This window comes from Actinopolyspora lacussalsi subsp. righensis (genome assembly GCF_900116555.1).
Lineage (GTDB): Bacteria > Actinomycetota > Actinomycetes > Mycobacteriales > Pseudonocardiaceae > Actinopolyspora > Actinopolyspora lacussalsi.
The window spans coordinates 58,232-82,295 of the sequence record NZ_FPAT01000003.1 but is presented as its reverse complement, the minus strand read 5'-3'; the positions used below and the strand labels follow the sequence as shown (position 1 = coordinate 82,295).

21 protein-coding genes and 1 riboswitch are annotated in these 24,064 nt (G+C 68.4%); of the genes, 9 read left to right on the top strand and 12 right to left on the bottom strand.

Going from position 1 to position 24,064, the window contains the following annotated elements; translation table 11 throughout:
• Nucleotides 1-518 precede the first annotated feature (518 nt).
• Both pobA and BM394_RS06455 read right to left on the bottom strand, forming a co-directional pair.
• Nucleotides 519-1,697 carry a 4-hydroxybenzoate 3-monooxygenase gene (pobA, locus tag BM394_RS06460; RefSeq protein ID WP_092975374.1) on the bottom strand — a complete coding sequence of 393 codons (1,179 nt, stop codon included), beginning with the start codon at nucleotides 1,695-1,697 and terminating at the stop codon, nucleotides 519-521.
• Nucleotides 1,698-2,143: 446 nt separating this feature from the next.
• The gene (locus BM394_RS06455; RefSeq protein WP_092975371.1) at nucleotides 2,144-2,971 is read right to left on the bottom strand and encodes an LLM class F420-dependent oxidoreductase; all 828 of its coding nucleotides are present in this window, start codon (nucleotides 2,969-2,971) and stop codon (nucleotides 2,144-2,146) included.
• Nucleotides 2,972-3,300: 329 nt separating this feature from the next.
• On the opposite strand from BM394_RS06455, the gene BM394_RS06450 reads away from it, so the two are divergent.
• The 5 genes from BM394_RS06450 to BM394_RS06430 all read left to right on the top strand — a co-directional run bounded on the left by BM394_RS06450 (nucleotide 3,301) and on the right by BM394_RS06430 (nucleotide 8,201).
• A complete protein-coding gene (locus BM394_RS06450) occupies nucleotides 3,301-3,792 on the top strand; it encodes a SigE family RNA polymerase sigma factor (protein ID WP_092975368.1) in 492 nt (163 codons plus the stop codon).
• On the top strand, nucleotides 3,789-4,832 hold the full coding sequence (locus tag BM394_RS06445) for a hypothetical protein (protein ID WP_092975365.1): 1,044 nt from the start codon (nucleotides 3,789-3,791) through the stop codon (nucleotides 4,830-4,832). The genes BM394_RS06450 and BM394_RS06445 overlap by 4 nt, the downstream gene beginning before the upstream one ends.
• A 266-nt stretch (nucleotides 4,833-5,098) precedes the next feature.
• Complete coding sequence (locus BM394_RS06440) at nucleotides 5,099-5,707, top strand: hypothetical protein (RefSeq protein WP_175529994.1); 609 nt, start codon at nucleotides 5,099-5,101, stop codon at nucleotides 5,705-5,707.
• 177 nt (nucleotides 5,708-5,884) lie between these two features.
• Nucleotides 5,885-7,348 (top strand): dihydrolipoyl dehydrogenase family protein, encoded by a 1,464-nt coding sequence (locus tag BM394_RS06435; RefSeq protein ID WP_092975362.1) that lies wholly within the window; start codon nucleotides 5,885-5,887, stop codon nucleotides 7,346-7,348.
• 349 nt (nucleotides 7,349-7,697) lie between these two features.
• Entirely contained in the window at nucleotides 7,698-8,201 is a 504-nt protein-coding gene (locus BM394_RS06430; RefSeq protein WP_092975359.1) for a DUF3145 domain-containing protein, read from the top strand.
• Between the two features lie 43 nt (nucleotides 8,202-8,244).
• Here the strand turns inward: BM394_RS06430 and BM394_RS06425 are convergent, their stop codons facing one another.
• Together BM394_RS06425 and BM394_RS06420 are read right to left on the bottom strand one after the other, a co-directional pair.
• A complete protein-coding gene (locus BM394_RS06425) occupies nucleotides 8,245-8,913 on the bottom strand; it encodes an ABC transporter ATP-binding protein (RefSeq protein WP_092929322.1) in 669 nt (222 codons plus the stop codon).
• The gene (locus BM394_RS06420) at nucleotides 8,910-9,998 is read right to left on the bottom strand and encodes an ABC transporter permease (RefSeq protein WP_092975356.1); all 1,089 of its coding nucleotides are present in this window, start codon (nucleotides 9,996-9,998) and stop codon (nucleotides 8,910-8,912) included. Before BM394_RS06420 ends, BM394_RS06425 begins: the two co-directional genes overlap by 4 nt.
• Nucleotides 9,999-10,284: 286 nt before the next feature.
• On the opposite strand from BM394_RS06420, the gene BM394_RS06415 reads away from it, so the two are divergent.
• The 3 genes from BM394_RS06415 to BM394_RS06405 all read left to right on the top strand — a co-directional run bounded on the left by BM394_RS06415 (nucleotide 10,285) and on the right by BM394_RS06405 (nucleotide 12,918).
• Nucleotides 10,285-11,508, top strand: coding sequence for a sensor histidine kinase (locus BM394_RS06415; RefSeq protein ID WP_245780016.1), 1,224 nt, complete (start codon nucleotides 10,285-10,287; stop codon nucleotides 11,506-11,508).
• Nucleotides 11,505-12,143 (top strand): response regulator, encoded by a 639-nt coding sequence (locus BM394_RS06410; RefSeq protein WP_092975353.1) that lies wholly within the window; start codon nucleotides 11,505-11,507, stop codon nucleotides 12,141-12,143. Before BM394_RS06415 ends, BM394_RS06410 begins: the two co-directional genes overlap by 4 nt.
• A gap of 172 nt (nucleotides 12,144-12,315) precedes the next feature.
• The gene (locus BM394_RS06405) at nucleotides 12,316-12,918 is read left to right on the top strand and encodes a hypothetical protein (protein ID WP_092975350.1); all 603 of its coding nucleotides are present in this window, start codon (nucleotides 12,316-12,318) and stop codon (nucleotides 12,916-12,918) included.
• Between the two features lie 203 nt (nucleotides 12,919-13,121).
• On the opposite strand, the gene BM394_RS06400 is transcribed toward BM394_RS06405, so the two are convergent.
• The 7 genes from BM394_RS06400 to BM394_RS06370 form a co-directional block, all read right to left on the bottom strand.
• Nucleotides 13,122-14,561 carry an acyl-CoA carboxylase subunit beta gene (locus BM394_RS06400; protein WP_092975347.1) on the bottom strand — a complete coding sequence of 480 codons (1,440 nt, stop codon included), beginning with the start codon at nucleotides 14,559-14,561 and terminating at the stop codon, nucleotides 13,122-13,124.
• 109 nt (nucleotides 14,562-14,670) lie between these two features.
• Nucleotides 14,671-15,918, bottom strand: coding sequence for a beta-ketoacyl-[acyl-carrier-protein] synthase family protein (locus BM394_RS06395; protein WP_092975344.1), 1,248 nt, complete (start codon nucleotides 15,916-15,918; stop codon nucleotides 14,671-14,673).
• Complete coding sequence (locus BM394_RS06390; RefSeq protein ID WP_092630548.1) at nucleotides 15,915-16,154, bottom strand: acyl carrier protein; 240 nt, start codon at nucleotides 16,152-16,154, stop codon at nucleotides 15,915-15,917. The genes BM394_RS06395 and BM394_RS06390 overlap by 4 nt, the downstream gene beginning before the upstream one ends.
• Nucleotides 16,155-16,224: 70 nt before the next feature.
• Complete coding sequence (locus BM394_RS06385; RefSeq protein WP_092975341.1) at nucleotides 16,225-17,208, bottom strand: beta-ketoacyl-ACP synthase III; 984 nt, start codon at nucleotides 17,206-17,208, stop codon at nucleotides 16,225-16,227.
• Nucleotides 17,205-18,152 (bottom strand): ACP S-malonyltransferase, encoded by a 948-nt coding sequence (locus BM394_RS06380; protein WP_165400577.1) that lies wholly within the window; start codon nucleotides 18,150-18,152, stop codon nucleotides 17,205-17,207. The genes BM394_RS06385 and BM394_RS06380 overlap by 4 nt, the downstream gene beginning before the upstream one ends.
• A 212-nt stretch (nucleotides 18,153-18,364) precedes the next feature.
• Complete coding sequence (locus BM394_RS06375) at nucleotides 18,365-19,594, bottom strand: PucR family transcriptional regulator (RefSeq protein ID WP_175529993.1); 1,230 nt, start codon at nucleotides 19,592-19,594, stop codon at nucleotides 18,365-18,367.
• Nucleotides 19,595-19,672: 78 nt separating this feature from the next.
• Nucleotides 19,673-19,936 (bottom strand): DUF3263 domain-containing protein, encoded by a 264-nt coding sequence (locus tag BM394_RS06370; protein ID WP_092975335.1) that lies wholly within the window; start codon nucleotides 19,934-19,936, stop codon nucleotides 19,673-19,675.
• A gap of 265 nt (nucleotides 19,937-20,201) precedes the next feature.
• A riboswitch (FMN riboswitch) is annotated at nucleotides 20,202-20,333 on the top strand.
• A gap of 85 nt (nucleotides 20,334-20,418) precedes the next feature.
• Between BM394_RS06370 and BM394_RS06365 the strand changes: the two genes are divergently transcribed.
• Entirely contained in the window at nucleotides 20,419-21,102 is a 684-nt protein-coding gene (locus BM394_RS06365) for a nicotinamide mononucleotide transporter family protein (RefSeq protein WP_092975332.1), read from the top strand.
• Between the two features lie 67 nt (nucleotides 21,103-21,169).
• Here BM394_RS06365 and aceE read toward each other — a convergent pair whose 3' ends face one another.
• Nucleotides 21,170-23,947, bottom strand: a complete 2,778-nt coding sequence (gene aceE, locus BM394_RS06360) for a pyruvate dehydrogenase (acetyl-transferring), homodimeric type (RefSeq protein ID WP_217643388.1) — start codon at nucleotides 23,945-23,947, stop codon at nucleotides 21,170-21,172.
• Between the last annotated feature and the right edge of the window lie 117 nt (nucleotides 23,948-24,064).

Genomic DNA, 24,064 nt, shown 5'->3' with positions numbered 1-24,064 from the left:
TACCGATTCAACCGAGAACGGTTTCCGTCCCGGCGACCGATATCACTCCTGCCACGCGGACGTCGTCGATCGACAGCGGTGGCCCGGGTGCGGCAGGAAGCGGTGAGGGGGAAAGCCCGTGCGAAGCACGGTGTGTCGAGCGGAGTGGTCCGAGGCGCGTCGGCCACCGGCGGTACACCCGTGTCCAGTGTCGGGCGGGATGTCGTCGGGCACGCGGCTTCACGGGGCGACGCGGTACTCGCCTCCCCGGGATCGGGGTGGCGCGAAATCGAGTTCCTTACCGGGAGCTTCGTGGTCGTGAACCGTGTGGAGGTGTGTCGGGAGCAGGAGCTATGTCACCGATGTGTCCGACGTGCGGTGGTCCCACCATCCCGCCGCAAGGGGGCGGACCACCCGAATGTCCGAAGTGCGGGTAGTGGTGCGTGGTCGCGGGACCGATGAAGCCGCTCGGTCGGGGCGTTTCCGCCGAGCGGTGACCGCGGCCCGGCGTCGGGTGGCCGCGGTCGTCGCCGTGGCCGTCAGACCGAGGCAAGCCCCACGTAGTTCTCCGCCAGTGTGGTGGCCGCGGCTTTCGAGGTCCGCAGATAGTCGAACTGCGAGCGTTGCAGCCGCCGGTCGAAGGCCGAGTCCGGCCCGTCGAACCGGTGGGTCATCGAGGTCATCCACCAGGAGAAGTGCTGCACGCGCCACACGCGCCGCAGGCAGTCCTCGGAGTAGGTGTCGAGCCCGGTGGTGCCGTTGCCGCTGTAGAAGTCGGTCATGGCCCGCGCCAGCCGTGCCACGTCGGCCACGGCGAGGTTCAGTCCCTTCGCGCCGGTCGGGGGCACGATGTGTGCCGAGTCGCCCGCCAGGAACAGCCTGCCGTAGTTCATCGGCTCTGTGACGAAACTGCGCAACGCGCTGATGCTCTTGTCGATGATGGGGCCTTCCCGCAGTTCCCAACCGGGCGCTCCCAGCCTGTTCTGCAGTTCGGCCCAGATCCGCTCGTCGGACCAGTTCTCGATCGAATCGTCGGGATCGCACTGCAGGTACATCCTGCTCAGCTCCGGTGAGCGCAGGCTCTGCAGGGCGAATCCGTTGACGTGGTTGGAGTAGATCAGCTCCTCGCTGGAGGGCGCGACTTCCGCGAGGATCCCGAGCCAACCGAACGGGTAGACACGCTCGTAGTCGGTACGGACCGTGCGCGGAATCGTGTTCCGGGAGACGCCGTGGAAACCGTCGCAACCGACCACGAAGTCACACCGGATCTCGTGGTTCGTCCCGTCGTTCGCCGTGAACCGCACGAGCGGTCGCTCGGTGTCGGGCCCCTCGATCGAGACGTCCGAGACCTCGTAGTGGACCTGGCCCCCGTCACGCTCACGCCGATCAGCCAGATCCTTGACGACCTCCTGCTGACCGTAGACGGTGATGCTCCGCCCATCGGTGAGTTCGGACAGCGGAATACGCAACCGTTCCCCGTCGAACTGCACGTTCACTCCGTGGTGCGGATGGCCCTGCCGGTCCAGCCGTTCGGCCACGTCCGCTTCCCGCAGTACGTCGACGGTGCCCTGTTCCAGTACTCCCGCACGCACCCGTTGCTGTACGTATTCGCGGCTGCGCCGCTCCAACACGATCGATTCGATTCCCCGTAGGTGCAACAGATGAGACAGCAGCATGCCCGCTGGACCCGCTCCCACGATCGCGACCTGGGTACGCATTCCAACCTCCCCTTCTAGGCTGCGTTCGATTCAGCCTCTCAGCCCGGTTGGTGAATTGAGGCAGCGGGCTTCCGTCCAGTGGAAGCGTGGGTGGCGTGAGCTCGTTACGTCGTACCGTGTTCGATCGGTGGCTTTTCGTCGTGCCGCCTGCCGTCGTTCAATTCGTCATGACTCGCCGATGATCATCCTTCTGGTTCGACCCGAGGTGGTTAGTGTCCACTGTGCTGCGAGGATGCTTTTGTTCACGGTAGAGTCGAAAATTGTGCGGACTGCGGCGAGTGCCGGTTCGTGCGGGCGGTGTGACGAGTAGGGGCGTTCGGTAAACGAGGTTTAGTCTCGTTGAGGTTTTTGTTCGGAATTCGTCGGAGCGTTGGGGCATGCCGAACCGTGCTCCGCGCCCGAGTCCGGTGGATCGGCGCGGGCCGGTTCGGCGTGCTCGGACACCGCTACCGCTGTGATTTCCTGGCCGATTCGGCGAACTGGTCCAGGTAACGCAACGTGGTGTCACGGGGCTCGGTGGGAAGGTAGAACAGGATCCGGTCCACGCCCGCGTGGGCGTGTTGTTCGATAGCCGCGGGATCGTCGGGTGCCGAGTACAGCGTCACCGGAACCCGCCATCCCGCGCGTTCGCGGACGTGCTCGATCTGTTTCGCCAGGTTCTCGGCTCCCGATCGGGGGAGCCAGCCCCCGCCGTACTCGGCGACGCGTTCGACCGACCGTTCGCTCTCCCCGCCGACGTAGATGGGGGGATGCGGTGACTGGACCGGTTTCGGTCGGAAGTACGAGGACTCGATGTCCACGTGATCGCCGTGGAACTCCGCCTCCTCCTGTGTCCACAGCGCCCTCATGGCGCGGATGCGTTCGTCCATCAGCGCACCACGGTGAGCCGGATCGGTGCCGTGATTGCGCATCTCCTCGCGGTTCCAACCGGCCCCCACACCCAGGATCGCCCTGCCTCCCGAGACGCGGTCCAGGCTGGCCGTCTCCTTGGCGGTGTGGATCGGGTCCCGCTGGATCATCAGCGCGATTCCGGTTCCCAACAGCAGGTGCCTGGTGTTCACCGCGGCGGCGGTGAGGCACACGAACGGATCCAGGGTCCGGTAGTAGTGCCTCGGCAGGTCACCGCCGCCGGGATAGGGCGTTTTCCTGCTCGTGGGGATGTGGCTGTGCTCGGCGAGGAACAGTGCGTCGAAACCACGCAGTTCGGCGGCCTCGCCAAGCTCCGCCGGGTCTATTCCTTCGTCCGTGACGAATGTGGAGATACCGAACTTCATACGATTCACCGGGCGCTCGGATCGCGCCCTTCTCCCAACTAGAGGTCGTGCCGGATGACGATGGGCATCCGTGGATATACCTCACATCATCTGTCGTCGGGTGGAAACACTGACAACTGTCGGACAGTATTCCCCGGACGGGTAAGATCACAGTGTCACTCCGACGTGGTGTCGGGTTCGCCGTTTTTCGAGTGTGGTAGAGGGCGTCGTGGTGATCGGTCGGAAGGATTTACGCGCGGTTGAACCCGCACGGCGGACTCGCGTGTCGTGCCTTTCGGTGTCCTTCGGTCGAGGTCGCCCCCGTCGCACGGTCGAACGGACCGCTCCACATGGATGACTCGACCGCCGAACTGACCGATCTCTACCACGAGCACTACTCCGGACTGCTGCGTATGGCCGTGCTGCTCGTCGATGACGGATCGGCCGCGGAGGACGTGGTGCAGGACGCGTTCATGCGGGTGTTCGACTCCCGCGCTCGGCTGCGCGACCGGGACAAGGCGTTGGCCTTCCTGCGTCGGACGGTGCTCAACAAGTCCCGTTCGCTGCTGCGCAGGCGGCAGGTGTCGCGGAAGTATCAGCACCGACTGGTACAACGTGAGTCCGGACCGGACGAGAGCGTGCACGGTGTCGACCGCACGGTGCTGGCCGACGCGATCGCCCGACTGCCTCCCAGACAGCGGGAAGCGGTCGTGCTGCGTTACTACGCCGACTTCAGTGAGGCCTACACCGCGAAGATAATGAAAGTGACCCCGGGCGCGGTCAAGGCCTACTGTTCCCGAGGGGTCTCGCGATTGTCGAGTTTGCTGAGGGAGCGCGTGTGACGGAGTCGGACACCGCAGCCCCAGACGGGAGTTCCGACGAGCAGCTGGTGCGTAATGGGCTGCACGCGCTCGTCGCCGATGTGGAACCGTCCGCCACGGCCCTGCCGCGTGTACTGGCCGGACGTCGCAGGCGTTCCGGAGTGCGGACGGTCCTCGGGGTGACCGGAGCCGTTGCCGCCACCACCGCCGCGTTGTTGCTGACACTCGTGTTCGTCGTCGACCGGAGTCCCCCGACGGTACCGACCGGGACGGCCCCGGACAGCTACGTCACTCAGCTCGCCGACGGAACACTCGTTTCCGTGATGCTGGAAACCGGCGAGGTGCACCACGAGTTCGGCAGACCGGGCACCGAGGTCGCGGCGCTGGCCAGGGGCGAGGAGCACGTCTACGCGGCCACCGCCGACGGCGGGGTGTCGCGGGTGGGCCCGGACGGCACGGTTCGGCGGATGCGTGGGGTGGTGCCCGGCGACGAGGTGACCGCCATCGACGCTGCCGACGGCAGGCTCGCGGTGGCGAGCGGAAATCGGGTCTCGCTGGTTTCGGGGAACACCACTCGGCGGATCACGTTGCCGACCGACCTGGTGGTGCGGGATCTGGCACTCGACCGGTCGGGACGCCTGGCGCTCGTCGTGCGCGATCGGGCGAGCAGCGAGCCGCCGGCGCTGCGGGTGATTCCCGCGGGTGGCGACAGCGCCGCTCGGCTCGACACCTTCGAGGTGGGGTGCGGACCGCTCCGGACGGCGTGGACGTCGACCGGACTCGCCGTGCTTCGGCCCGACGAGTGTGCCGTGACCGAGGCCATCCGCATCACCACGATCGACCCGACGACGGGCAGTCGGATCGGTGGTGGAGTCCACTTCAGGCTCGATCACCCGATCGGTGCCACCGAGGACGTACGTGTCTCCACGGACGCCGCCGATCGGATGTTGGTGTCGACCACTACCGGGAACATGTGGCTGGTCGACGGTACGGGAGTCGATTCCGTCACCGGGCGTTGTGCGTCGCACCGGGGCTGTGCCCCGATTCCCTCGGTGATGTGACGGGTTCTTCGGTGATGTGACCGGGCGGGGCGTGGATCAGCGCGGTGGGTGAGCGCGGCTGGTCGTGCCGGTGCACCCCGGCATGCTCGGCCGGACGATGAGACGGCCGTTCCGATTACCCAACGCGTTCGGACACGCCGCCGATCGGGCAATGGACCCGACGCCCCGCGGGCGGTGACGATCAGCGTGGTGCAGCGAATTCGATCGGCGGAGGTGTCACCCTCGTGTGGGCGCACTGGTGGGAAGTACTCAGGTTGTGCAGTGTCGTGGGCAGCAGACCGTACTGGCAACGTCTGGCCGCGTTCGTGGTCTCGGTGTGGACGTTGTGCTGGATCGGCGGACAGTTCTTGGCGCCGGAGGCCGCTCCCTCGGCCGTGGAGGTGTGGCGTGGTCTGTTGGAACGGATCGGTGTCCCGGACGTCGCCTGGAGTGGCCGGGTGGTACGGGCCTGGGAGAACGCCGGGGTGGTACTCGCGGTCTTCGGTGGACTGCTGTGGGCGGCCACCACCGAGCGTGGCCAGATGCCCGCGTTGTTGGGGTGGATCGCTGTCATGCTGGGATCGCAGCGGCTGGGTTACCAGCCCTCCGTGATCATCGCGGTGGGGGCCATGGCCGGTTTCGTGTTCGTGCTGTGGGCGGTCTCGCTCGCCAACGGTCGGTTCGTGGATCGCTATCCGCGGTTGCTGCCTGCCGACGTGTTCCGCGCCGGAGTCACGGCGGCCACGTTGTCCGCGGTCGTGCCGCTCTACGCGCCCGCTGTCGTGGTCTTCCGGTTGTTCCACCCCTACCTGACCCGCACCCCTCGGATACTGACCACCGAGTACGACAGCGGCCACACTCCCGGTGTCGGTGGGTGGAGCAGGGTGTCCCGTTGAGGGCCGACGGGCGGCAACGATCGGTCCGTGACGGGCGATCGGTTCTCGTCCCGCCCCGGCTCCTCCCGGTGGTTCCGCTCCGGCAGCCGGGGCGGAACCGGTCGGAGGCGCCCACGACAGACCGGCCGGACGGCTTTCCGGTTGCCGTTGTCCTCGTGATGTATTGCCCTGACCAGTATGGCTGCTACAGGTGCCGAGTCCGGTGAGGCCGTTGCCGAGTCCGGTGGATACGAGTACGACGTCGTGGTCGTGGGTGGCGGTCCCGCCGGGGAGAACGTGGCGGGCCGGGTCGCCGCGGGTGGCCTCTCGGTGGCTCTCGTGGAGCGGGAACGGGTCGGCGGGGAGTGCTCCTTCTGGGCCTGCATGCCCAGCAAGGCACTGCTGCGTTCCGGACACGCCGTGACCGCCGCTCGTCGGGTGGATGGGGCCCGGCAGGCCGTCACGGGTGATATCGATGTTTCCGGCACCCTGCGCAGGCGCGATTCGTTCGTCGATCAGTGGGACGACCGGAGACAAGTCGACTGGGTCCACGACGCCGGGGTGGCCCTGTTCCGCGGTTCGGCGTGGCTCGCGGGCAGCAGGGAGGTCATGGTGCGCGATCCGGACGGCACGACCTTTTCGCTCTACGCGGGCAACGCGGTCGTGCTCGCGACCGGGAGCGTGCCCGTCCGTCCTCCGATTCCCGGTCTCGACCAGGTCGACTTCTGGGATTCGCGTGCTGCCACCTCCGCCGAGCGAGCTCCGGAGAGCCTGGCCGTGCTGGGGGCCGGAGTGGTGGGGGTGGAGCTCGCGCAGGCCTGGGCCCGGTTGGGAACGCACGTGCGGATGATCGAGAGCGGTCCCCGTCCGCTGCCTTCGGCCCCGGATTTCGCCGGGGACCTGCTGGAGGCGGCGCTGCGTGCCGACGGGGTGCGACTGTACTCCGATGCCGTGGTCAACGGGGTGTCGAGTACGGAGGGGAGCGTGACGCTGGAACTCGCCGACGGTACCGAGGTCTCGGCCGAGCGGTTGTTGGTCGCCACCGGTCGTCGCGCCGCCACCGGGCATCTCGGGCTGGAGTCGGTGGGGCTCCACGAGGAAGGCGCCGTGGACGTCAACGAACACGGCGAGGTCAGGGGGGTTCCCGGGGGGTGGCTCTACGCCGCGGGGGACGTCACCGGGCAGGCCCAGCTCACGCACCAGGCCAAGTACGCGGCGCGGGTGGTCGCGGACGTCGTCGTCGCCAGGGCCACGGGCAGACACGTCACCACCGATGCGTTCGGTCGTTACATGACCTCGGCCAACAGGCACGCCGTCCCCACCGTGATCTTCACCGATCCCGCGGTGGCCCAGATCGGCTACAGCCCGGAGCGGGCCGAACAGGACGGTCACCGGGTACGAACCATCGAACTGGACATGGCCTCGGCAGGCGCGGAGCTCCGTGCCGACGGTTATCGGGGCAGGGCTCGATTCGTGATCGACGAACGACACCAGGTGCTGTTGGGTGCCGTGTTCGTCGGCCAGGACGTCGCCGAGCTGCTGCACGCTGCGACGATCGCGATCGTCGGCGAGGTTCCGCTCGCACGACTGTGGCACGCGGTACCGGCGTTTCCCACCCTCAGCGAGGTCTGGCTGCGGCTGTTGGAGAGCTACGGGCTCTGAACCGTACCGCCCCGAGCGGACCGCGGGATTCCGCCCGCGCAGCGACACTTGCCACGAGTGTCCCCTTTCGAGTGGTATCGACTTTCGCGGGCAGTCCGGGGCATCCTCGGCTACGCCGGTTCCGAGACCTCGGATCGAAACCGTGTTGATGCCTTCCGAACTGCGATTTCGACTCCGTCCGGTGGGGAGGAGCACCCAGGAAGGTCCACTGCGGACGGATCTGCGTGCGGGAAGGTACCTCTTGGCGAAGCGTGCGTAAGCCCCTCGTTTGTGATCGACTGACGGAGTCGTACTTCGCTTCGAGGTCGTGGCGGAAGAACGTCCCTCGTGGCACAAGCGGAGGGCAGCAGTGAGCACGTGTGACCATACAAGCGGTGTCGTCTACATCCACTCGTCACCCGGGGCGGTCTGCCCGCACGTCGAGTGGGCGATCGCGAGCGTGCTCGATACCCGTCTCGGGTTCCGCTGGACCGCCCAGCCCGCCGCTCCCGGAGAGCTTCGCGCCGAGCACATCTGGTACGCCGAGCCCGGAACCGCCGCACGGTTGGCCGGGGTGTTGTGCACCTGGCCGATACTGCGTTTCGAAATCACCGAGGATCCCGGACCCGGGACGGACGGCGAACGGTTCTGCCACGTCCCGGAGCTGGGGCTGTGGCGGGCCCGAACCGGCGCGAACGGCGACATCGTGGTCGCCGAGGACCAACTGCGCACCCTGGTCGCCGACTGTCAGGACGTGGACAGCATGCGACATCGTGTGACCGAGCTGTTGGGGACCAACTGGGACGAGGCGTTGGAGCCGTATCGGGGGGCGGGTGAGGGGCCGCCCGTCGAGTGGTTGCACAGTGTCGGCTGACGTCGTCGCGTCCTCCCGGTTCCACGCCCGGGCGCGAAACTCCTTACCCCGACAGTTTTCCGTCGTGTATCGCCACGGTCCGGTCCGTCTGCGCCAGGTGCTGGGTGTCGTGCGTGACCAGCACGGTGGCGACACCGTACTGCCGGGTCACGTCCCGGAGCAGTTCCACGATTCGCGCGCCGCGCTCCTGATCCAGGGCGGCGGTCGGCTCGTCCACCAGCAGCACCTCGGGACGGGCCGTCAACGCCCGTGCGATGTTGACCCGTTGTCGCTCCCCGCCGGAGAGCCTGCTCGGCCTGCGGTGTTGCTTCCCCGACAGCCCTACCGTGGCCAGCAGCTGAACCGCCTTGTCCCGTGCCTTCCGCGCGGAACGTCCCCGCATGTGCTCGGTGACCTGCAGCTGTTCGACCGCCGTCAGCGATGCCACGAGGTTGTGCTGTTGGAACACGATTCCGATCCGGTTCAGCCGCAGCCTGCTCAGCGCCGCACCGTTCAAACCTGTGATATCCGTTTCGCCCACGTGGACCGAACCCGCCGTGGGCCGGACGAGACCCGCAGCCACGGCGAGCAGGCTCGACTTGCCCGAGCCCGAAGGCCCGGTCACCGCCAGCAGTTCGCCGGGGTCGACTCGCAACGAGACCTCGTCCAGCGCGTGCACCGTTCGTTCCCCGTCGGGATAGGTCAGCCCGATCCCGTGCAGTCTCAGACTCATCGTCCAGCTCCCAACGCTGTCAGCGGTTCCACGGAAGTTATGCGGCGTACTGCCAGCGCCGCTCCGACCATGCCGAGCGCGATCATCACCAGCACCGGCACCAGCGTCGTGCGCGCGGTCAGTTCGAACGGCACCACCTCGTCCGCCGCGCTGCCCAGCGCGACACCCGCCGCTCCGCCGAGACCGGCCCCGGCCAGCAGCACGATCAGCGACTGGGCCAGCGCGTCGCGCAGCAGGTACCCGGTGGAACCGCCGAGTGCCTTGAGCACCGCGACGTCACCGCTGCGCTGAATCGTCCACACGGTCAGGAACGCGCCGATCACCAGTGCCGAGATGGCGTACAGCAGCAGCCGCATCGTCAGCAGCGAGCCGTTCTCGGACGAGAACGATCCGACGGCTTCCAGGCTGTCCCCGACGGTCGCCGAGAGCGTGTTCGCGGTCGAATCGGCCTCGGACAGCCGTGCGTCCGGTTCCGCCTCCACGCTCAGGACCGTGGCGAGCGGCGTTTCCGCTCCCGCGCTCCGCGCGGTACGCAGCTCCCGCCAAGTGTCCAATGTGGTCCAAATTACCGGGGTGTGGCTGTGGAACTCGTCCGAGGTGATCGCCCTCACCGGCAGATCACCCGCGGCGGTGGACAGTCGATCACCGGTGTGCAACCGCTGTTCCTCGGCGAGGGAACGGCTGATCACCACGGCCGAGTCGGATGTTCCTGTCGGTGCGGAGGGCGCGTCCGGTGGCAGCCCGAACACGGTGGCGCTCGCCTCGGAGCCGTTCGGGGTTCCCATACGGGTGGTCGTTATTCCCAGCGGGCTCACTCGCCGCACGCCCGCCGTGTTCTCCCAGACAGCGCGTTGTCGCGGTGTCACGGTGCTGTCCGCGAAGGACTTCTCCGGTTGTTCGTCTCCCACGCCACCGAACACCAGATGTGTGGCGGGGAGGTTCCTGACGGCCGATACCGACCGATCGGCCAGCCCCGAAGTGAGTCCGGAGAGCAGCACGATCAGCAGGGTGATCAGCGCTACGACCGAACCCATCAGCGCGAATCGCCCCTTGGCGAAGCGGATGTCTCGGATGGCGACGAACACGGGTCACTTCTCTCCTGGTGGTTGTGTCTGAACCGCTCCCCGGCGCTCGGGGCCGGGGACTGTCACCCACTCTCGCCGACCCGCCCCGCGCCGCCATCGACATCGGGATCGATATCCGGGTGTCGTTCGGTCGAGGCGAAAGTCAATCGAACGATTGATGCCCCGGCCGGACAGCCGTGTGGAGACTGGTTCCGGGAGTCCCCGGGCGGTTTCCGGGGCACACCCGAGCGGTGCTCCGCCGCCCGCGAACCGGCAGGGTCGGGCACCGAACCGCTAAGCTGCCGGAGTGGGAGGGAACGAGTCGTTGACCGGGCACGACCCCAGTGACTCCGTGGTGCTGCGTGTACTTCGCACGGCGCTGCACGCGGGTTTCTACCTGCTTCTCGCGGTCGCCGTCGCCCGGTTGTTCGCCACCGCCCAGTCCCGGGGCGTCATGATGTTCGCGCTGTTCGGGGCGCTCGCGCTGGCGGTGCTCTACGCCGTGGGAGCGCTACCTCGTCGCGTTGCCCACAACCGGCGGACCGCCCTGCTCTGGTTGGCCTGCGTGACGGCGCTCTGGGCCGCCCTGCTGGCTGTCAGCCCGGACTTCTCCTGGATAGCCTTCCCGCTGTTCTTCCTGCACATGCATCTGTTGCGCGGTCCGCACGCCGTCGTGGCCGTGGTCGTCGTGACCGGGCTCGTGATCGCCACCCAGCTGGCACACGCCGACGAGTTCAGTGTCGCCGTGGTCTTGGGGCCGAGCCTGGGGGCCGGATTCGCGGTCCTCGTGGCCTGGGGATACGCGGCCGTCCACCGCGAGAGTCAGCAACGTCGTCTGCTGATCGAGGACCTGCGACGGACACGCTCCCAACTGGCCGTCTCCCAGCACGAAGCGGGCGTCGCCGCCGAGCGGGAACGTCTCGCGGGCGAGATCCACGACACGATCGCGCAGGGACTTTCCAGCGTCGTGCTGCTGCTGCGCGCCGCCGAGGCCGCGTTGCCCGCCGGAGCCGACACCGCACGCGGTCATCTCGTGGAGGCTCGCGACACCGCTTCCGAGAATCTCGCCGAGGCGCGCGGACTGGTCAGCGAGCTCGGCCCGCCCGCGTTGAACGAAGCCGGGCTCGCCGATGCGCTGCGCAGGCTGTGCGAGCGCGTCGAGCGTGAGTCCGGACTGCGTTGCCGGTTGCGGCTCGACGGAACCGCTCTCGGCCTGCCTGCCGGCTACGAGGTGGCCCTGCTGCGCGCCGCTCAGGCGAGCCTGGCCAACGTGGTGCAGCATGCCGGGGCCGACTCGGCGACCGTCACGCTCGGATACCTGCGGACCGAGGTCACGCTGGACGTCTACGACGACGGTGCCGGTTTCGACCCGGCGTCTCCGCGTGCTCCGCGTCCGGACGGCAGCGGCTTCGGACTGCGATCGCTGCGTGAGCGGATCGAGCGGTTGGGCGGTGTGTTCGAACTGGAGAGCACCGGCAGCGGAACCGTCGTGGCGATCAGGCTTCCGTTGCGCGAGGAGGTGAGCCGGTGAACGAGCCGCTGCGGTTGCTGCTGGTCGACGACCACCCCGTCGTCCGCCGCGGTCTTCGCGCCATGTTCGACGAACGTTCCGACATGCTGGTGGTGGCCGAAGCGGGCGACGGTCGTGCGGCGCTGGACGTGCTCGCGGACACCAGCGTGGACGTGGTGCTGATGGACCTGCGCATGGGGAGTGGCACGGACGGCGTCACCGCCACGGGGCGGATAACGGCCCTGCCCGAGCCGCCCGCGGTGCTGGTGCTCACCGTCTACGACACCGACGCCGACATTCTGGCCGCGGTGGAGGCCGGGGCGACAGGGTACATGCTCAAGGACTCCCCGCCGGAGCAGCTGGCCCAGGCGGTCCGTTCGGCGGCGCGGGGTGAAACCGCACTCGGCCCGAACGTCGCTGCCCGGCTGTTCGAGAGGCTGCGCGGTCCCGAGGAGGCGTTGAGTCCACGCGAGGTGGAGATACTCCGGATGCTCGGACAGGGACTGTCCAACCGAGCGCTCTCCCGGGAGCTGTTCATCAGTGAGGCGACCGTCAAGACACACCTGGTGCACATCTTCGACAAGCTCGGGGTGGACAACCGCACCGCGGCGATCACCACCGCCATCCAGCGAGGCATCATCCGCCCCACCCCGTAACCGGATTTTCCCGGGCCGAAGCGGCGCGGCGATTTCGCGAGAAATCGACACCACCTCGGAGCCGCCCGGTGGTTCCGCTCGACGTTTCGTGGGCGGGGTTCTCCGCACGGGAGGCTCCCGCCGGTGTCGGTGTGGATCGAGCGGTGATTTCCCCGTATGGCACGCTCGTGGTGTGCCGTCGAAATCCGTGTCCTCCGAGCGAGGGCTGTTGCTGTGGGCGCTCCCCGTGACCGCGGTGGCCCTGGTCGGCGCGGTCGTCGCCGGTTTGTTCGCGCGGAACGTCTACGGTGGCGTGGCGCAACGTGTCGAATCGGCTCCCGAGAGTTCCGCGTCGCCCACTCCGGAGGGCGAGCCTCCCGGAACTCGAAGGGTCGCCCTGAGCGAGGGTGCCCGGCGGCATCCGGACGCCGAGGCCGTGCAGCGACTGCTGCAACGTCACTTCAACTCGATCAACAAGGACAAGTACTACCTGTGGCGCAGCACCGTGGTACGCGCCAAGCGGATCAACCAGCCCTATGAGCAGTGGCAGGACGAGTACCACAGCACCGAGGACGGCACGGTCGTGATCCACCGGATCGTGCCGGGCCCCGATGCCACGATGCGGGTGGTCATGTCCTTCATCAGTACGCAGGATCCCGCCGACGCGCCGAAGTCGATGCCCGCGGGGTGTCTGCGCTGGCGGGTCGTCTACCGGATCGTTCCCAACTCGGAAGGATTACGGCTGGGGCAGGGACTGCCGGACAGTTCGCTGTCGAAGCGCTGTGCCGAGAACTGATCCGCACCGTTCGCTGTCGAAGCGCTGTGCCGAGAACTGATCCGCACCGTTCGCTGTCGAAGCGCTGTGCCGAGAACTGATCCGCACCGTTCGCCGCGCGGGTCGTCGCTACCTCCCGAGGTGGGAAACCCGGAACGAGAGCCGGCGGGGTAGCCCGCCGCGCGAGTAGCTCGACGACCCGACCGGAAAACTTCGGCGAGAACTCACAGTGGGATGTTGCCGTGGGCGCCGCGTCGCGGTTCGGCCTCGTTCAGCGCCTCGGCCAGCCGTGCTCGGGTGTCAACGGGATCGATCACCTCGTCGACCACCCCGATCGCCTTGGCACGGTCGACACCGCCCGAGACCCGCTGGTGCTCCTCGGCCAGCCGGTCCTGCAGCGCCTCCCGCTCCTCCTCGGGAGCGGCCGCGATCTCCTTGCGGTGCAGCACGCCCACCGCAGCACGGGCTCCCATCACCGCGATCTCGGCCTCCGGCCAGGCCAGCACGGTGCCCGCTCCCAGCGAGCGGGCGTTCATGGCGATGTAGGCACCGCCGTAGGACTTGCGCATTATCAGGGTGACACTCGGAACCACCGCCTCGCCGAAGGCGTGCAGCAGCTTGGCGCCCCGGCGCACCACCCCGCCCCATTCCTGGTCCACGCCCGGCAGATAGCCGGGAACATCGACCAACACGACCAGGGGAACACCGAACGCGTCGCACATCCGCACGAAACGGGCCGCTTTCTCGGCGGACAGCGAGTCCAGGCAGCCGCCCTTGCGGATCGGGTTGTTGGCCAGTACGCCCACTGCCCGTCCACCGAGCCTGCCCAGGCCGGTGACCATGTTCGGTGCCCATTCGGCCTGCAGTTCCTCGAAGACGGCTCCCCCGGAGACGTCGGTGTCGAGAATTCGCCGGATCACCGGTTTGACGTCGTAGGCCCGCCGTGCCGTCTCGGGCAGCAGCGCCCCCGGATCCTCACCGCGGGCCTCGACGGCGTCGAGATCGAAATCGCCCTGGTCGGCCAGCAGACCGGTCACCCGACGGGCACGCTCGTAAGCGTCCGGCTCGTCCGAGGCGACCACGTGCACCACGCCCGACTTGGTGCCGTGGGCATCCACACCACCGAGCCCCTCCTGGTCGATCTGCTCACCGGTCACGCTGCGCACCACGTCCGGACCGGTGACGAAGACCCGTCCGGACGGCGCCATGATGACCACGTCCGTCAGCGCCGGACCGTAGGCCGCACCACCCGCCGCGGGCCCCAGCACCACCGATATCTGGGGCACGCGTCCCGAGGCCCGGATCATCGCCGCGAACACCTGGCCGACCGCGTCCAGTGCCTCGGCGCCCTCGGGCAGGCGCGCGCCCCCCGAGTGCCACACGCCCAGCACCGGGCATCCCTCGGCCACGGCGGTGTCGATCGCGGCGACGATGCGGGAACAACCCGCACTGCCCATCGCCCCACCCTTGACCGTTCCGTCGGTGCAGTAGGCGATGACGGGTGAGCCGCCGATACGGCCGCGCACCGCCAACACTCCGCTGTCGTCCCGCTCGTACAGCGCGACGATCGAATCGGTGTCCAGCAACTGCGACAACCGCAGCTCGGGGTCGCGGGGATCCCAGTCTGTCCCCGATGTTTCGGAATGAGACGCCACTGCTGTCACGGGATTCTCCGATGTCGAAAGTGGGGCGGTGTCAGGTTCGGGAATCGTCGTCACCCTGGTTGCCGGTGACGTGGTCGGTGGAGTGTCGGCCGCCACGCTCGTGGTGGCATCAACTCCTGGTGAATGCCAGTGCGACGTTGTGGCCACCGAACCCGAAGGAATCGTTGACCGCGGCCGCCGCGTTCGACTCGCGTGGTTCGCCCGAGATCACTTCGAGTTCGACCTTGGGGTCGGGGCTCTCCAGATTTCGGGTCGCCGGAACCACGCCGTGATACAGCGACAGGATCGTGACGATGCTCTCCACCGCGCCCGCTCCGCCGACGAGATGCCCCAGGGCACCCTTCGGGGCTGTCAGCACCACGTCGTCGCCCAACGCCTTGCGGACGGCGGTGGCCTCACCCACGTCGCCGACCACCGTGGAGGTGGCGTGCGCGTTGACGTGCCCGATGTCCGTGGTCGACAGTCCGGCGGTTCCGATGGCGGTGTTGATCGCGTTGATCTGCCCGAGACCGTCGGGGTGGCTGCCCGTGATGTGGTAGGCGTCGGCGGTGATGCCCGCCCCGGCCAGCCGCCCGTAGATCCGGGCCCCGCGCGCCGCCGCGTGCTCGGCGCTCTCCAGCACCACGACACCGGCACCCTCGCCCATGACGAAACCGTCCCGGTCGACGTCGAACGGGCGGGAGGCCCGCTCCGGCTCGTCGTTGCGGGTGCTCAGCGTGCGCGACTGCGCGAAGCCCGCCACCGTGATCGGGTGGATGCACGCTTCCGCTCCGCCCGCGACGACCACGTCGGCCCGTCCGGAGCGGATCATGTCCATCCCGGTGGCCAGCCCCTCCGAACCCGAGGCGCACGCCGCGGCCGGGGTGTGCACCCCGGCGCGTGCCCTGAGTTCCAGGCTCACGTGCGCGGCCGGCCCGTTGGGCATGAGCATCGGAACCGTCAGTGGTGAGACCTTGCGCAGCCCCTGGGACTTCAACGTCTCGTGCTGATCCAGCAGGGTCAGGGGACCGCCGATGCCGGTCCCGATGGCGACGCCGAGCCGCTCGGGATCGACGGGCTGATCCTCCTCGGAGGGCAGCTCGAAACCCGCGTCACTCCACGCCTGGTGTGCCGCGATCAGAGCGATCTGTTCGCAGCGGTCCATGCGCCGCAGCCGGACCCGGGGCAGCACCTCGTTGGGCTCCACCGCCAGCGGAGCGGCGATCCGGCTGGGCAGCTCGTAGGTGTCCACCCAGTCGGCTTCGATCGTGCGGGTACCGCTGGCGCCGTTCAGCAAACCGTCCCAGGTGGACGCGACGTCCCCGCCGAGCGGAGTCGTCGCGCCCATCCCGGTGATCACAACGTCCTTGGTCGTCATGCGTTCTTGACGATGTAGTCAACCGCATCGCCCACGGTCTTGAGGTTGGCCAGTTCGTCGTCGGGGATCTTGACCCCGAACTTGTCCTCGGCCTGGACGGCGATCTCCACCATGGACAGCGAGTCGATGTCCAGGTCGTCGACGAAGGACTTCTCGACGGACACTTCCTCAGCGTCGACCCCTGCGACCTCTTCGACGATGCTCGCCAGGCCTGAAGTGATTTCCTCGTTCGTCACGTTCGTTTCCTTCCTGCTTCGATTCGCTCGACGTCGTCGGCCGGCGCGTGCCGACCGGTTCTTCGTCCGGTCACGGACAAATGATCACCTGGCCGCCGTAGGACAGTCCCGCCCCGAAGCCGACCAGTAGCAGCACGTCACCACTGTTGATCTCTCCTGTCGATCGCATGTGATCGATCGCAAGTGGGATCGAGGCGGCCGACGTGTTACCGGAATGCACGATGTCACGAGCCACGACGAGATCGTCACGGGCTCCCTGTTGCCGCAGTTTCTTCGCCACGGCCTCGACGATTCGCAGGTTGGCCTGGTGCGCGACCAGGGCATCCACATCGGACAGCCGCAGTCCCGCCTGTTCCACCGCTCGCGCGGCTACCGGAGCCACCTCCGAGGTGGCCCAGCGGAAGACGGTCTGCCCCTCCTGGTAGATGTAGCGGTTCTCCCGCAGGTAGATGGTGTCGACCATGTCACCGGCACTGCCCAGTGCGGCCGGGCCGATGGCCGGGTCCTCGGCCGGTCCCACGACCGCTGCGCCCGCGCCGTCGGCGAAGATGATGCAGTTGGCCCTGTCCTCCCAGTCCAGCCATTCCTGGAATCGTTCGGCGCCGATCACCAGCACGCGGCGCGCCGAACCACCACGGATGAAGTCGGAGGCGGTGCTGAGGGCGTAGCAGAATCCCGCACAGGCCGCGTTGAGATCGAACGCGCCGGGAGCCGTTATCCCGATCCGGTCGGCCACCTGGGCCGCGGCGTTCGGGATGGGGCCGGGCATGGTGCAGGTCGCGATGATGACCTGATCCACATCGGTGGGGGAGAGTCCCGCGTCGGCGACGGCCTTCGAACCCGCCTCCACCGCCATGCTCACGACCGTCTGGTCGTCCTCGCCGAGCCTGCGGCTGACGATCCCCACCCGTTGCTGGATCCACTCGTCGTTGGTCTCCACGTACTGGGTCAGGTCGTCGTTCGTGACGACCCGGTTGCCCTGCGCGCTGCCGAAGCCGAGGACCCGGGTGGCCGCGGGGCCACTGGTCTGGCGCAACGTCGAAGGTTTGCTCACGAATCGCTCCCGGAGTAGGCCCGGCCGTGTTCGGCCAGTACTTCCGCGACCTTGTCCAGGTCGGCGGGGGTTTTCAGTGACACCGTCTTGGTGCCCTTGAGGTCACGGCGAATCATGCCCGACAGGGTTCCCGCCGGCGGGAACTCGATCGTGGCGGTGACGCCGAGCTCGCCGAGAGTGGCCATGCAGGAGTCCCACCGCACGGGCCGGACGACCTGTTCGACCAGTCGGTGCAGGATCTCGTCCCCGTCGGTGACCGCGATGCCGTCGGCATTCGACAGCATCGCACGTCCGGCGTTCGATACGGAAAGCTTGTCCCCGTGCACCCGCAGCGCCTCCCGGGCGGGCGCCATGAACTCGGTGTGGAACGCACCGGCCACGGCCAGCGGTCGTACCCTGCTGTTCTCCGGCGGGTTCTCGGCCAGCTCCGCCAGCGCCTCTTCGCGGCCCGCGGCGACGATCTGGCCCGCGCCGTTGCGGTTGGCCGGTCGCAGTCCGAGCCGGTCCAGCCGGTCCAGCACCTCGTCCTGATCGCCACCGAGAACCGCCGACATCGAGGTCGGCTCCGCGGCGCAGGCGGCGGCCATTTCCCTGCCTCGTATCGCCGCCAACGACATCGCGTCCTCGAAGCTGAGCACGCCCGCGATGGCCGCGGCCGCGAGCTCGCCCACCGAGTGCCCGGCCACCGGTGCGTCGAGTGGCAGCTCGGGGTGGCGTCGCCACATCTCCTCCGCCGCGAGCAACGTGCTCGCCACCACGAGTGGTTGGGTGACAGCGGTGTCCTTGATCTCTTCGGCGTCGGCCGTGGTGCCGAGTCGTACGAGGTCGAGACCGGTGGCCTCGGACCACTCGGTCAGCCGTCGCTCGGTTCCGTCCAGTTCCAGCCACGGTTGGAGCATGCCGGGCGTCTGGGCGCCCTGGCCGGGGGCTAGCAGCGCGATCACACTCTTCACTGAACACGTCGCAGCCGGGGTGACGTGATGCTGACATCAACTAAGTCAATGTCGATTTTTTGTGGAAACCCTACAAAGGGTGTCCATCGGTGGTGCTAACCAGTCACGGCACCCCTTGTTGATTGTGACCGGTGAGTGACAACCGGATCAACCGTGCGTTCCGCCCGGCGGCGAATGCGGCCCCGGTCCCGTCGCCGCGCGGCTCATCCCACCCCGCGCGACCTGGCCAGTCTGCCCACCCCGAGCGCCACCCGCAGGGTGTGCGCCCCGCGCGGATTGGACGGGCTGCGCCCGGTCACCTCGGATATCCGGCGCAACCGGTAGCGAACCGTGTTGGGGTGCACGTACAGCTTCCGCGCGCAGCTCTCCAGCACACCTCCCACCTCCAGGTAGGTGTCCAGCGTTTCCAGCAGCGTGCCGCCCGCCTCGTTCAGCGGTGACACGATCGTTTCCACCAACAGCCGTTCCGCCTCCGGGTCACCCGCCAGCGCCCGCTCCGGAAGCAGATCCTCCGAAGCCACCGGTCGAGGTGCCTCCGGCCAGGCGACCACGGCACGCAGCCCCGACATGGCGTCCTCCGCCGACCTGTGCGCCTCGGCCAGACTGGGCACGGTCGGCCCGACCACCACCGGGCCCTCCTCGAAAGCCTCGGCGATGGTGCTCGCCGGATCCCGCACGGCGCGTCCGTCCGATGCCTCGCCGAAAACCACCACCAGTCTGCTGCCCTGCACGACGAGCAGTACCGACCTGCCCGCGCGGGCGGCTCTGCTGCGTACCTGGTAGACGATCGTCGGCGGGTCGTCCGACGGCGCGCTACCGACCATCACCGTGGCCTCCGAGGACGGTTCCCAGCCCAGCGCCGCCGCGCGGGAGAGCAGCGACTCCTCCGTGTCGCCCCGGACGATCCCGTCCACCACCAGTGCTTCCAGTCGCGCGTCCCAGGCGCCGCGGGCTTCCGCCGCGGCCGCGTACGAGGTCGCGGCGGCGAACGCGATCTCCCGGGTGTAGCGCAGGATCGACTCCGTGAGCAGGATCCGTTCCCGCTCGTCCTCGGCCAGGTCGGGAAGCTGTTGTTCGAAGACGTCGATGGCGGTGCGCACCATCTCCAGCGTCTGGCGCAGGCTGATCCACCGGGACAGATCCCTTGGGGCCGCCCGGAACGCCTCGGCGGTGAGCCTGATGGACTCGGAAGGGTCCTGCAGCCAGGAGACGAAGTTGGACACCCCGGTCTGGGTCACCAGCAGTATGTTGGAGCGCTGATCGGCGGGAAGCCGGGAGAACCACGTCAGCCGATCCTCCATGGCGGTGATACTCGCGGTGGCCAGACCCCCGGAGGCACGCTCCAGCTTGCGCAGGGTCCTGCCCGACAATTCGGTGCGTTCGGTCCTCGACACGTTCGTGTCGTGGGCTTCCGGTTCGCTGCCACCCGCCATGTCGCCAGCTTCGCACACCGCTCGGTTCGCACGACGTGGTCAGGTGGGCCCGTTCCCGGGGCGGACGCGGGAGAGCGGTCAGGAAGGGGCTTCGGAGCCTCTCGTGCCGGTCCCGCCGGCCCCTTCCCGCTGCCAGGCTCGGCCCTCCCGCACCCGTAACAACCTGTTGACCAGGGCGGGGGAGGCGGCCAGTGCCTCGGGGTCGTCCAGCAGCCGATTCAGCCGTTGGTAGTAGCGGATGGCGGAGAGCCCGAACCGCTCCTGGATGAGCCGTTCCTTGGTTCCCGAGTGCCGCCACCACTCGTTCTCGAAGGCGAGAATCGCTCGGTCGGTGTCGTTCAACCTGACTCTCCCTGGAGACGAGACGCGGGCGAGCTCCACGGGCCCGGTGAGTTCCACGGGCGGAGTGAAGCGTGGGGGTCTTCTCCGGCGGCTCACGTGCCGTCGCCACGACGGATCACCGGGTGGGCGCGGTGCACCGGTCCGCCGTCAGTCTACGCGTGGGGGCACGTGACCTCGACAGCGCGAATGATTCGCCGTGTTCCACCGCACAGTCCGATCGTGGAAGTGACCCGGGAGTGCTGTTGTTGATCGCGAAGAGCAAAACGTGCGCTCCGGGGCTCGGTGAAAGTCCGAACCGGCGGTGAGAGTCCGCGAACCGTGTTCCACTCCTGGTGGACCGGCCGATCCGGTGAAACTCCGGAACCGACGGTGAAAGTCCGGATGGGAGGAAGCGCACGCCGACCGCGTTCGGCCGCTGGCGCCGCGCGGCTCGGTGTCGCTGCCCTTCGCGTCCCCGAAGGACGTCTCGGAAGGAGTGGGCAGTGCGGGCGATCGCCGAGTGGTTGCTCAGCAACGGTGTCGTCGTTCTCGGGCAGTCGATTTCCTGGGCGGAGCTGGTCGGTCAGATATGTGCGTTGGCGGTGGTCTTTCTCGCGCGGCGACGCACCCTGGCCACGTGGCCGGTGCAGATCCTGGCCACCCTGCTGCTGTTCGCGGTCTACGCCGCCGCGGAGCTGGGTGGTATGGCCTTCCGGCAGGTCGTGATCATGTTGATCTCGGTGTACGGCTGGGTTGCCTGGTACCGCCACCGCGACGCGGTGCACGGCGTGATCGTGCGCCGTGGCACGACCGGTGAGCGGTGGAGCCTCCTGGCGGCGCTGCTGCTGGGGTCCACCGTGTTCGGCGCGTTGCTGCGGGTGCTGGACGCCTCCTGGGCGCCCTGGCCGGATGCCTGGATCTTCGTCGGCACCGTGGTGGCCTTCTGGGCCCAGGGACGGGGACTGCTGGAGTTCTGGCTGATCTGGCTGGCCGTGGACGCGGTCAGCGTGCCGTTGCAGCTGGCGTCGGGTCTCTGGTTCAGCGCGGCGATCTACCTGGTGTTCGCGGCGCTGGTGCTGCACGGCTGGTTCAGCTGGCGGCGCACCGCCCGGCGGCATCGCGACCGATCGGAAACCGAGCACGGAGCCCTGCCCGCGGGTGGAGTCGGCCGCCACGAGGTCGGGTGAATCGTCGTGCTCCGGTGGGTACCACGGGCGGCGGTCGGATCCGCACCGCCGCCCGTGCACACGCGGCTCAAGCGTCGCCGGACTCCGAGGTCTGCGGACCGGCCGCCCGCACGTCGTCGATCCGGTAGCGGGCGGCCGCCTCACTCACCCTCGACTGGTCGATCTCGCCGCGGCGTGCCAGTGCCGCGAGCGTGGCCACCACGGTGGACTCGGCATCGACCAGGAAGACCCGTCGCGCGGCCGGACGAGTGTCGGAGAAGCCGAAGCCGTCCGCGCCGAGCGTGGTCATCTCACCCGGCACCCACGGGCGGATCAGATCCGGCACCGCACGCATCCAGTCGCTGACCGCCACCACCGGGCCCGCCGCGGGGCGCAGTGCGCGGGTGACGTACGGCTCGCGCCGCTCGGCGTCCGGATGAAGCAGGTTGTCCCGGTCCACCGCCTCCGCCTCACGACGGAGTTCCGTCCAGGACGTCGCCGACCACACGTCGGCCGCCACCTCCCACTCGGTGGCGAGCATCTCCTGTGCGCGCAGCACCTCCGGCATGGCCACCCCGGAGGTCAGCAGCTGGGCCCTCGGGCCTTGCTCGTTCTCGGCCCGCTTGTAGCGGTACAGGCCGCGCAGCAGGCCGTCGACGTCGATCCCCTCCGGTTCGGCGGGCTGCTGGTAGGGCTCGTTGTAGACGGTGAGGTAGTAGAAGACGTTCTCCGGCTGTTCCCCGTACATCCGGCGCAGTCCGTCGCGGACGATGTGGGCGAGCTCGAACGCCCAGGCGGGGTCGTAGGAGACCACTCCCGGATTGGTGGCCGCCAGCAGCTGCGAGTGGCCGTCAGCGTGCTGCAGCCCCTCGCCGACCAGGGTGGTACGTCCCGCGGTGGCTCCGAGCAGGAAACCCCGCGCCATCTGATCGCCCGCCGCCCAGAGGCCGTCGCCGGTGCGCTGGAACCCGAACATCGAGTAGAAGATGTAGACCGGGATCATCGGTTCGCCGTGGGTGGCGTAGCTCGTTCCGGCCGCGGTGAACGAGGCGACCGAGCCCGCCTCGTTGATCCCCTCGTGCAGGATCTGGCCCTGGTCGCTCTCCCGGTAGGCCAGCATCAGCTGGTAATCCACCGGGGTGTAGGTCTGGCCCGCCGGGTTGTAGATCTTCTGGGAGGGGAACATCGAGTCCATCCCGAAGGTGCGCGCCTCGTCCGGAATGATCGGCACCAGCCGCGGTCCGACCTCGGGATCCTTGGCGAGGTCCTTGAGCAACCGCACGAACGCCATCGTGGTCGCCACTTCCTGCTTGCCCGAGCCCTGGCGCACCACGTCGTAGACCTTGTCGCCGGGCAGCACCAGCGGTTTGGCCGGTGTGCGGCGTTCCGGCAGGTAGCCGCCCAGCCTGCTCCGGCGCTGTCGCAGGTACTGGATCTCCGGGGCGTCCTCCCCGGGGTGGTAGTAGGGCGGCAGGTAGGGATCCTGCTCGAGCTGGGCGTCCGAGATCGGGATGCGCAGGCTGTCCCGGAACAGCTTCAGGTCGTCCAACGCCAGCTTCTTCATCTGGTGCGTGGCGTTGCGTCCCTCGAAGTGGGCTCCGAGCCCGTATCCCTTGATGGTCTTGGCCAGGATGACCGTGGGCTGACCGTGGTGCTCCATCGCCGCCTTGTAGGCCGCGTAGAGCTTGCGGTAGTCGTGCCCACCCCGGCGCAGGCCCCAGATCTGGTCGTCCGTGAAGTTCTTGACCATCTCCTTGGTGCGCGGGTCCCGCCCGAAGAAGTGCTCGCGCACGAACGCGCCGTCGTTGGCCTTGTAGGTCTGGTAGTCCCCGTCCGGGGTGGTGTTCATCAGGTTGATCAGCGCGCCGTCCCGGTCGGCGTGCAGCAGGGAGTCCCACTCGCGTCCCCAGACGACCTTGATCACGTTCCAGCCGGCGCCGCGGAAGAACGCCTCCAGCTCCTGGATGATCTTGCCGTTGCCCCGGACCGGGCCGTCCAGCTGCTGGAGGTTGCAGTTGACCACGAACGTCAGGTTGTCCAGCCCCTCGTTCGCCGCCACCTGCAGCATGCCGCGTGACTCCGGCTCGTTCATCTCGCCGTCGCCCAGGAACGCCCAGACGTGCTGGTCGCTGGTGTCCTTGATGCCGCGGTCGCGCAGATACCGGTCGAACCTCGCCTGGAAGATCGCGTTCATAGGCGAGAGGCCCATCGACACCGTGGGGAACTCCCAGAACCCCGGCATCAGGCGCGGATGGGGGTAGGAGGGCAGCCCGCCTCCCGGGCCGGCGTGGGAGTACTCCTGGCGGAACCCGTCGAGCTGGTCGGCGGACAGACGTCCCTCCAGGAAGGCCCGCGCGTAGATGCCGGGGGAGGCGTGCCCCTGGATGTAGAGGTGGTCACCGCCGCCGGGAGCGTCCTTGCCCCGGAAGAACCAGTTGAACCCGACCTCGTAGAGACTCGCGGAGGAGGCGAAGGAGGAGATGTGCCCGCCCACGCCGATGCCGGGGCGCTGGGCCCGATGCACCATCATGGCGGCGTTCCAGCGCATCCAGGCCCGGTAGCGGCGCTCGGTCTCCTCGTCACCGGGGAACCAGGGTTCCAGCTCGGTCGGGATCGTGTTGACGTAGTCGGTACCGGTCAGCGAGGGCACGCCCACGCCGGTCTCGCCCGCGCGCTGGAGCAGCCGCAGCATCAGGTACCGGGCACGCTCCTTACCCGCGACGGACAGCACCGAGTTGAACGACTCCAGCCATTCCTCGGTCTCCTCCGGAGCGATGTCCGGGATGTGCGAAGCCAGACCGTTTCGAATCACCCGCACACGTTGTGGGGAGTTCGCGCCACCGGTCTCGTTGTTGTGCGGGGTCAAGGGGTCTCCTGGGGACGTCGTGCGCGTGCTCGCCGGAGGCTCGCGATCCGGCAGCCTCATCGTCTCCCATCGTGCTGCACGGATGCGAACCGACACAGTTACCACTCGGTACGAACA

Excerpts from the sequence above, each read along its gene's own strand:
- BM394_RS06425 (WP_092929322.1), bottom strand. The coding sequence starts at position 8,913 with ATGAGTCTGAGACTGCACGGGATCGGGCTGACCTATCCCGACGGGGAA.
- BM394_RS06455 (WP_092975371.1), bottom strand. The coding sequence starts at position 2,971 with ATGAAGTTCGGTATCTCCACATTCGTCACGGACGAAGGAATAGACCCG.
- BM394_RS06395 (WP_092975344.1), bottom strand. The coding sequence starts at position 15,918 with ATGACGACCAAGGACGTTGTGATCACCGGGATGGGCGCGACGACTCCG.
- BM394_RS06375 (WP_175529993.1), bottom strand. The coding sequence starts at position 19,594 with ATGGCGGGTGGCAGCGAACCGGAAGCCCACGACACGAACGTGTCGAGG.
- BM394_RS06450 (WP_092975368.1), top strand. The coding sequence starts at position 3,301 with ATGGATGACTCGACCGCCGAACTGACCGATCTCTACCACGAGCACTAC.
- BM394_RS06435 (WP_092975362.1), top strand. The coding sequence starts at position 5,885 with ATGGCTGCTACAGGTGCCGAGTCCGGTGAGGCCGTTGCCGAGTCCGGT.
- pobA (WP_092975374.1), bottom strand. The coding sequence starts at position 1,697 with ATGCGTACCCAGGTCGCGATCGTGGGAGCGGGTCCAGCGGGCATGCTG.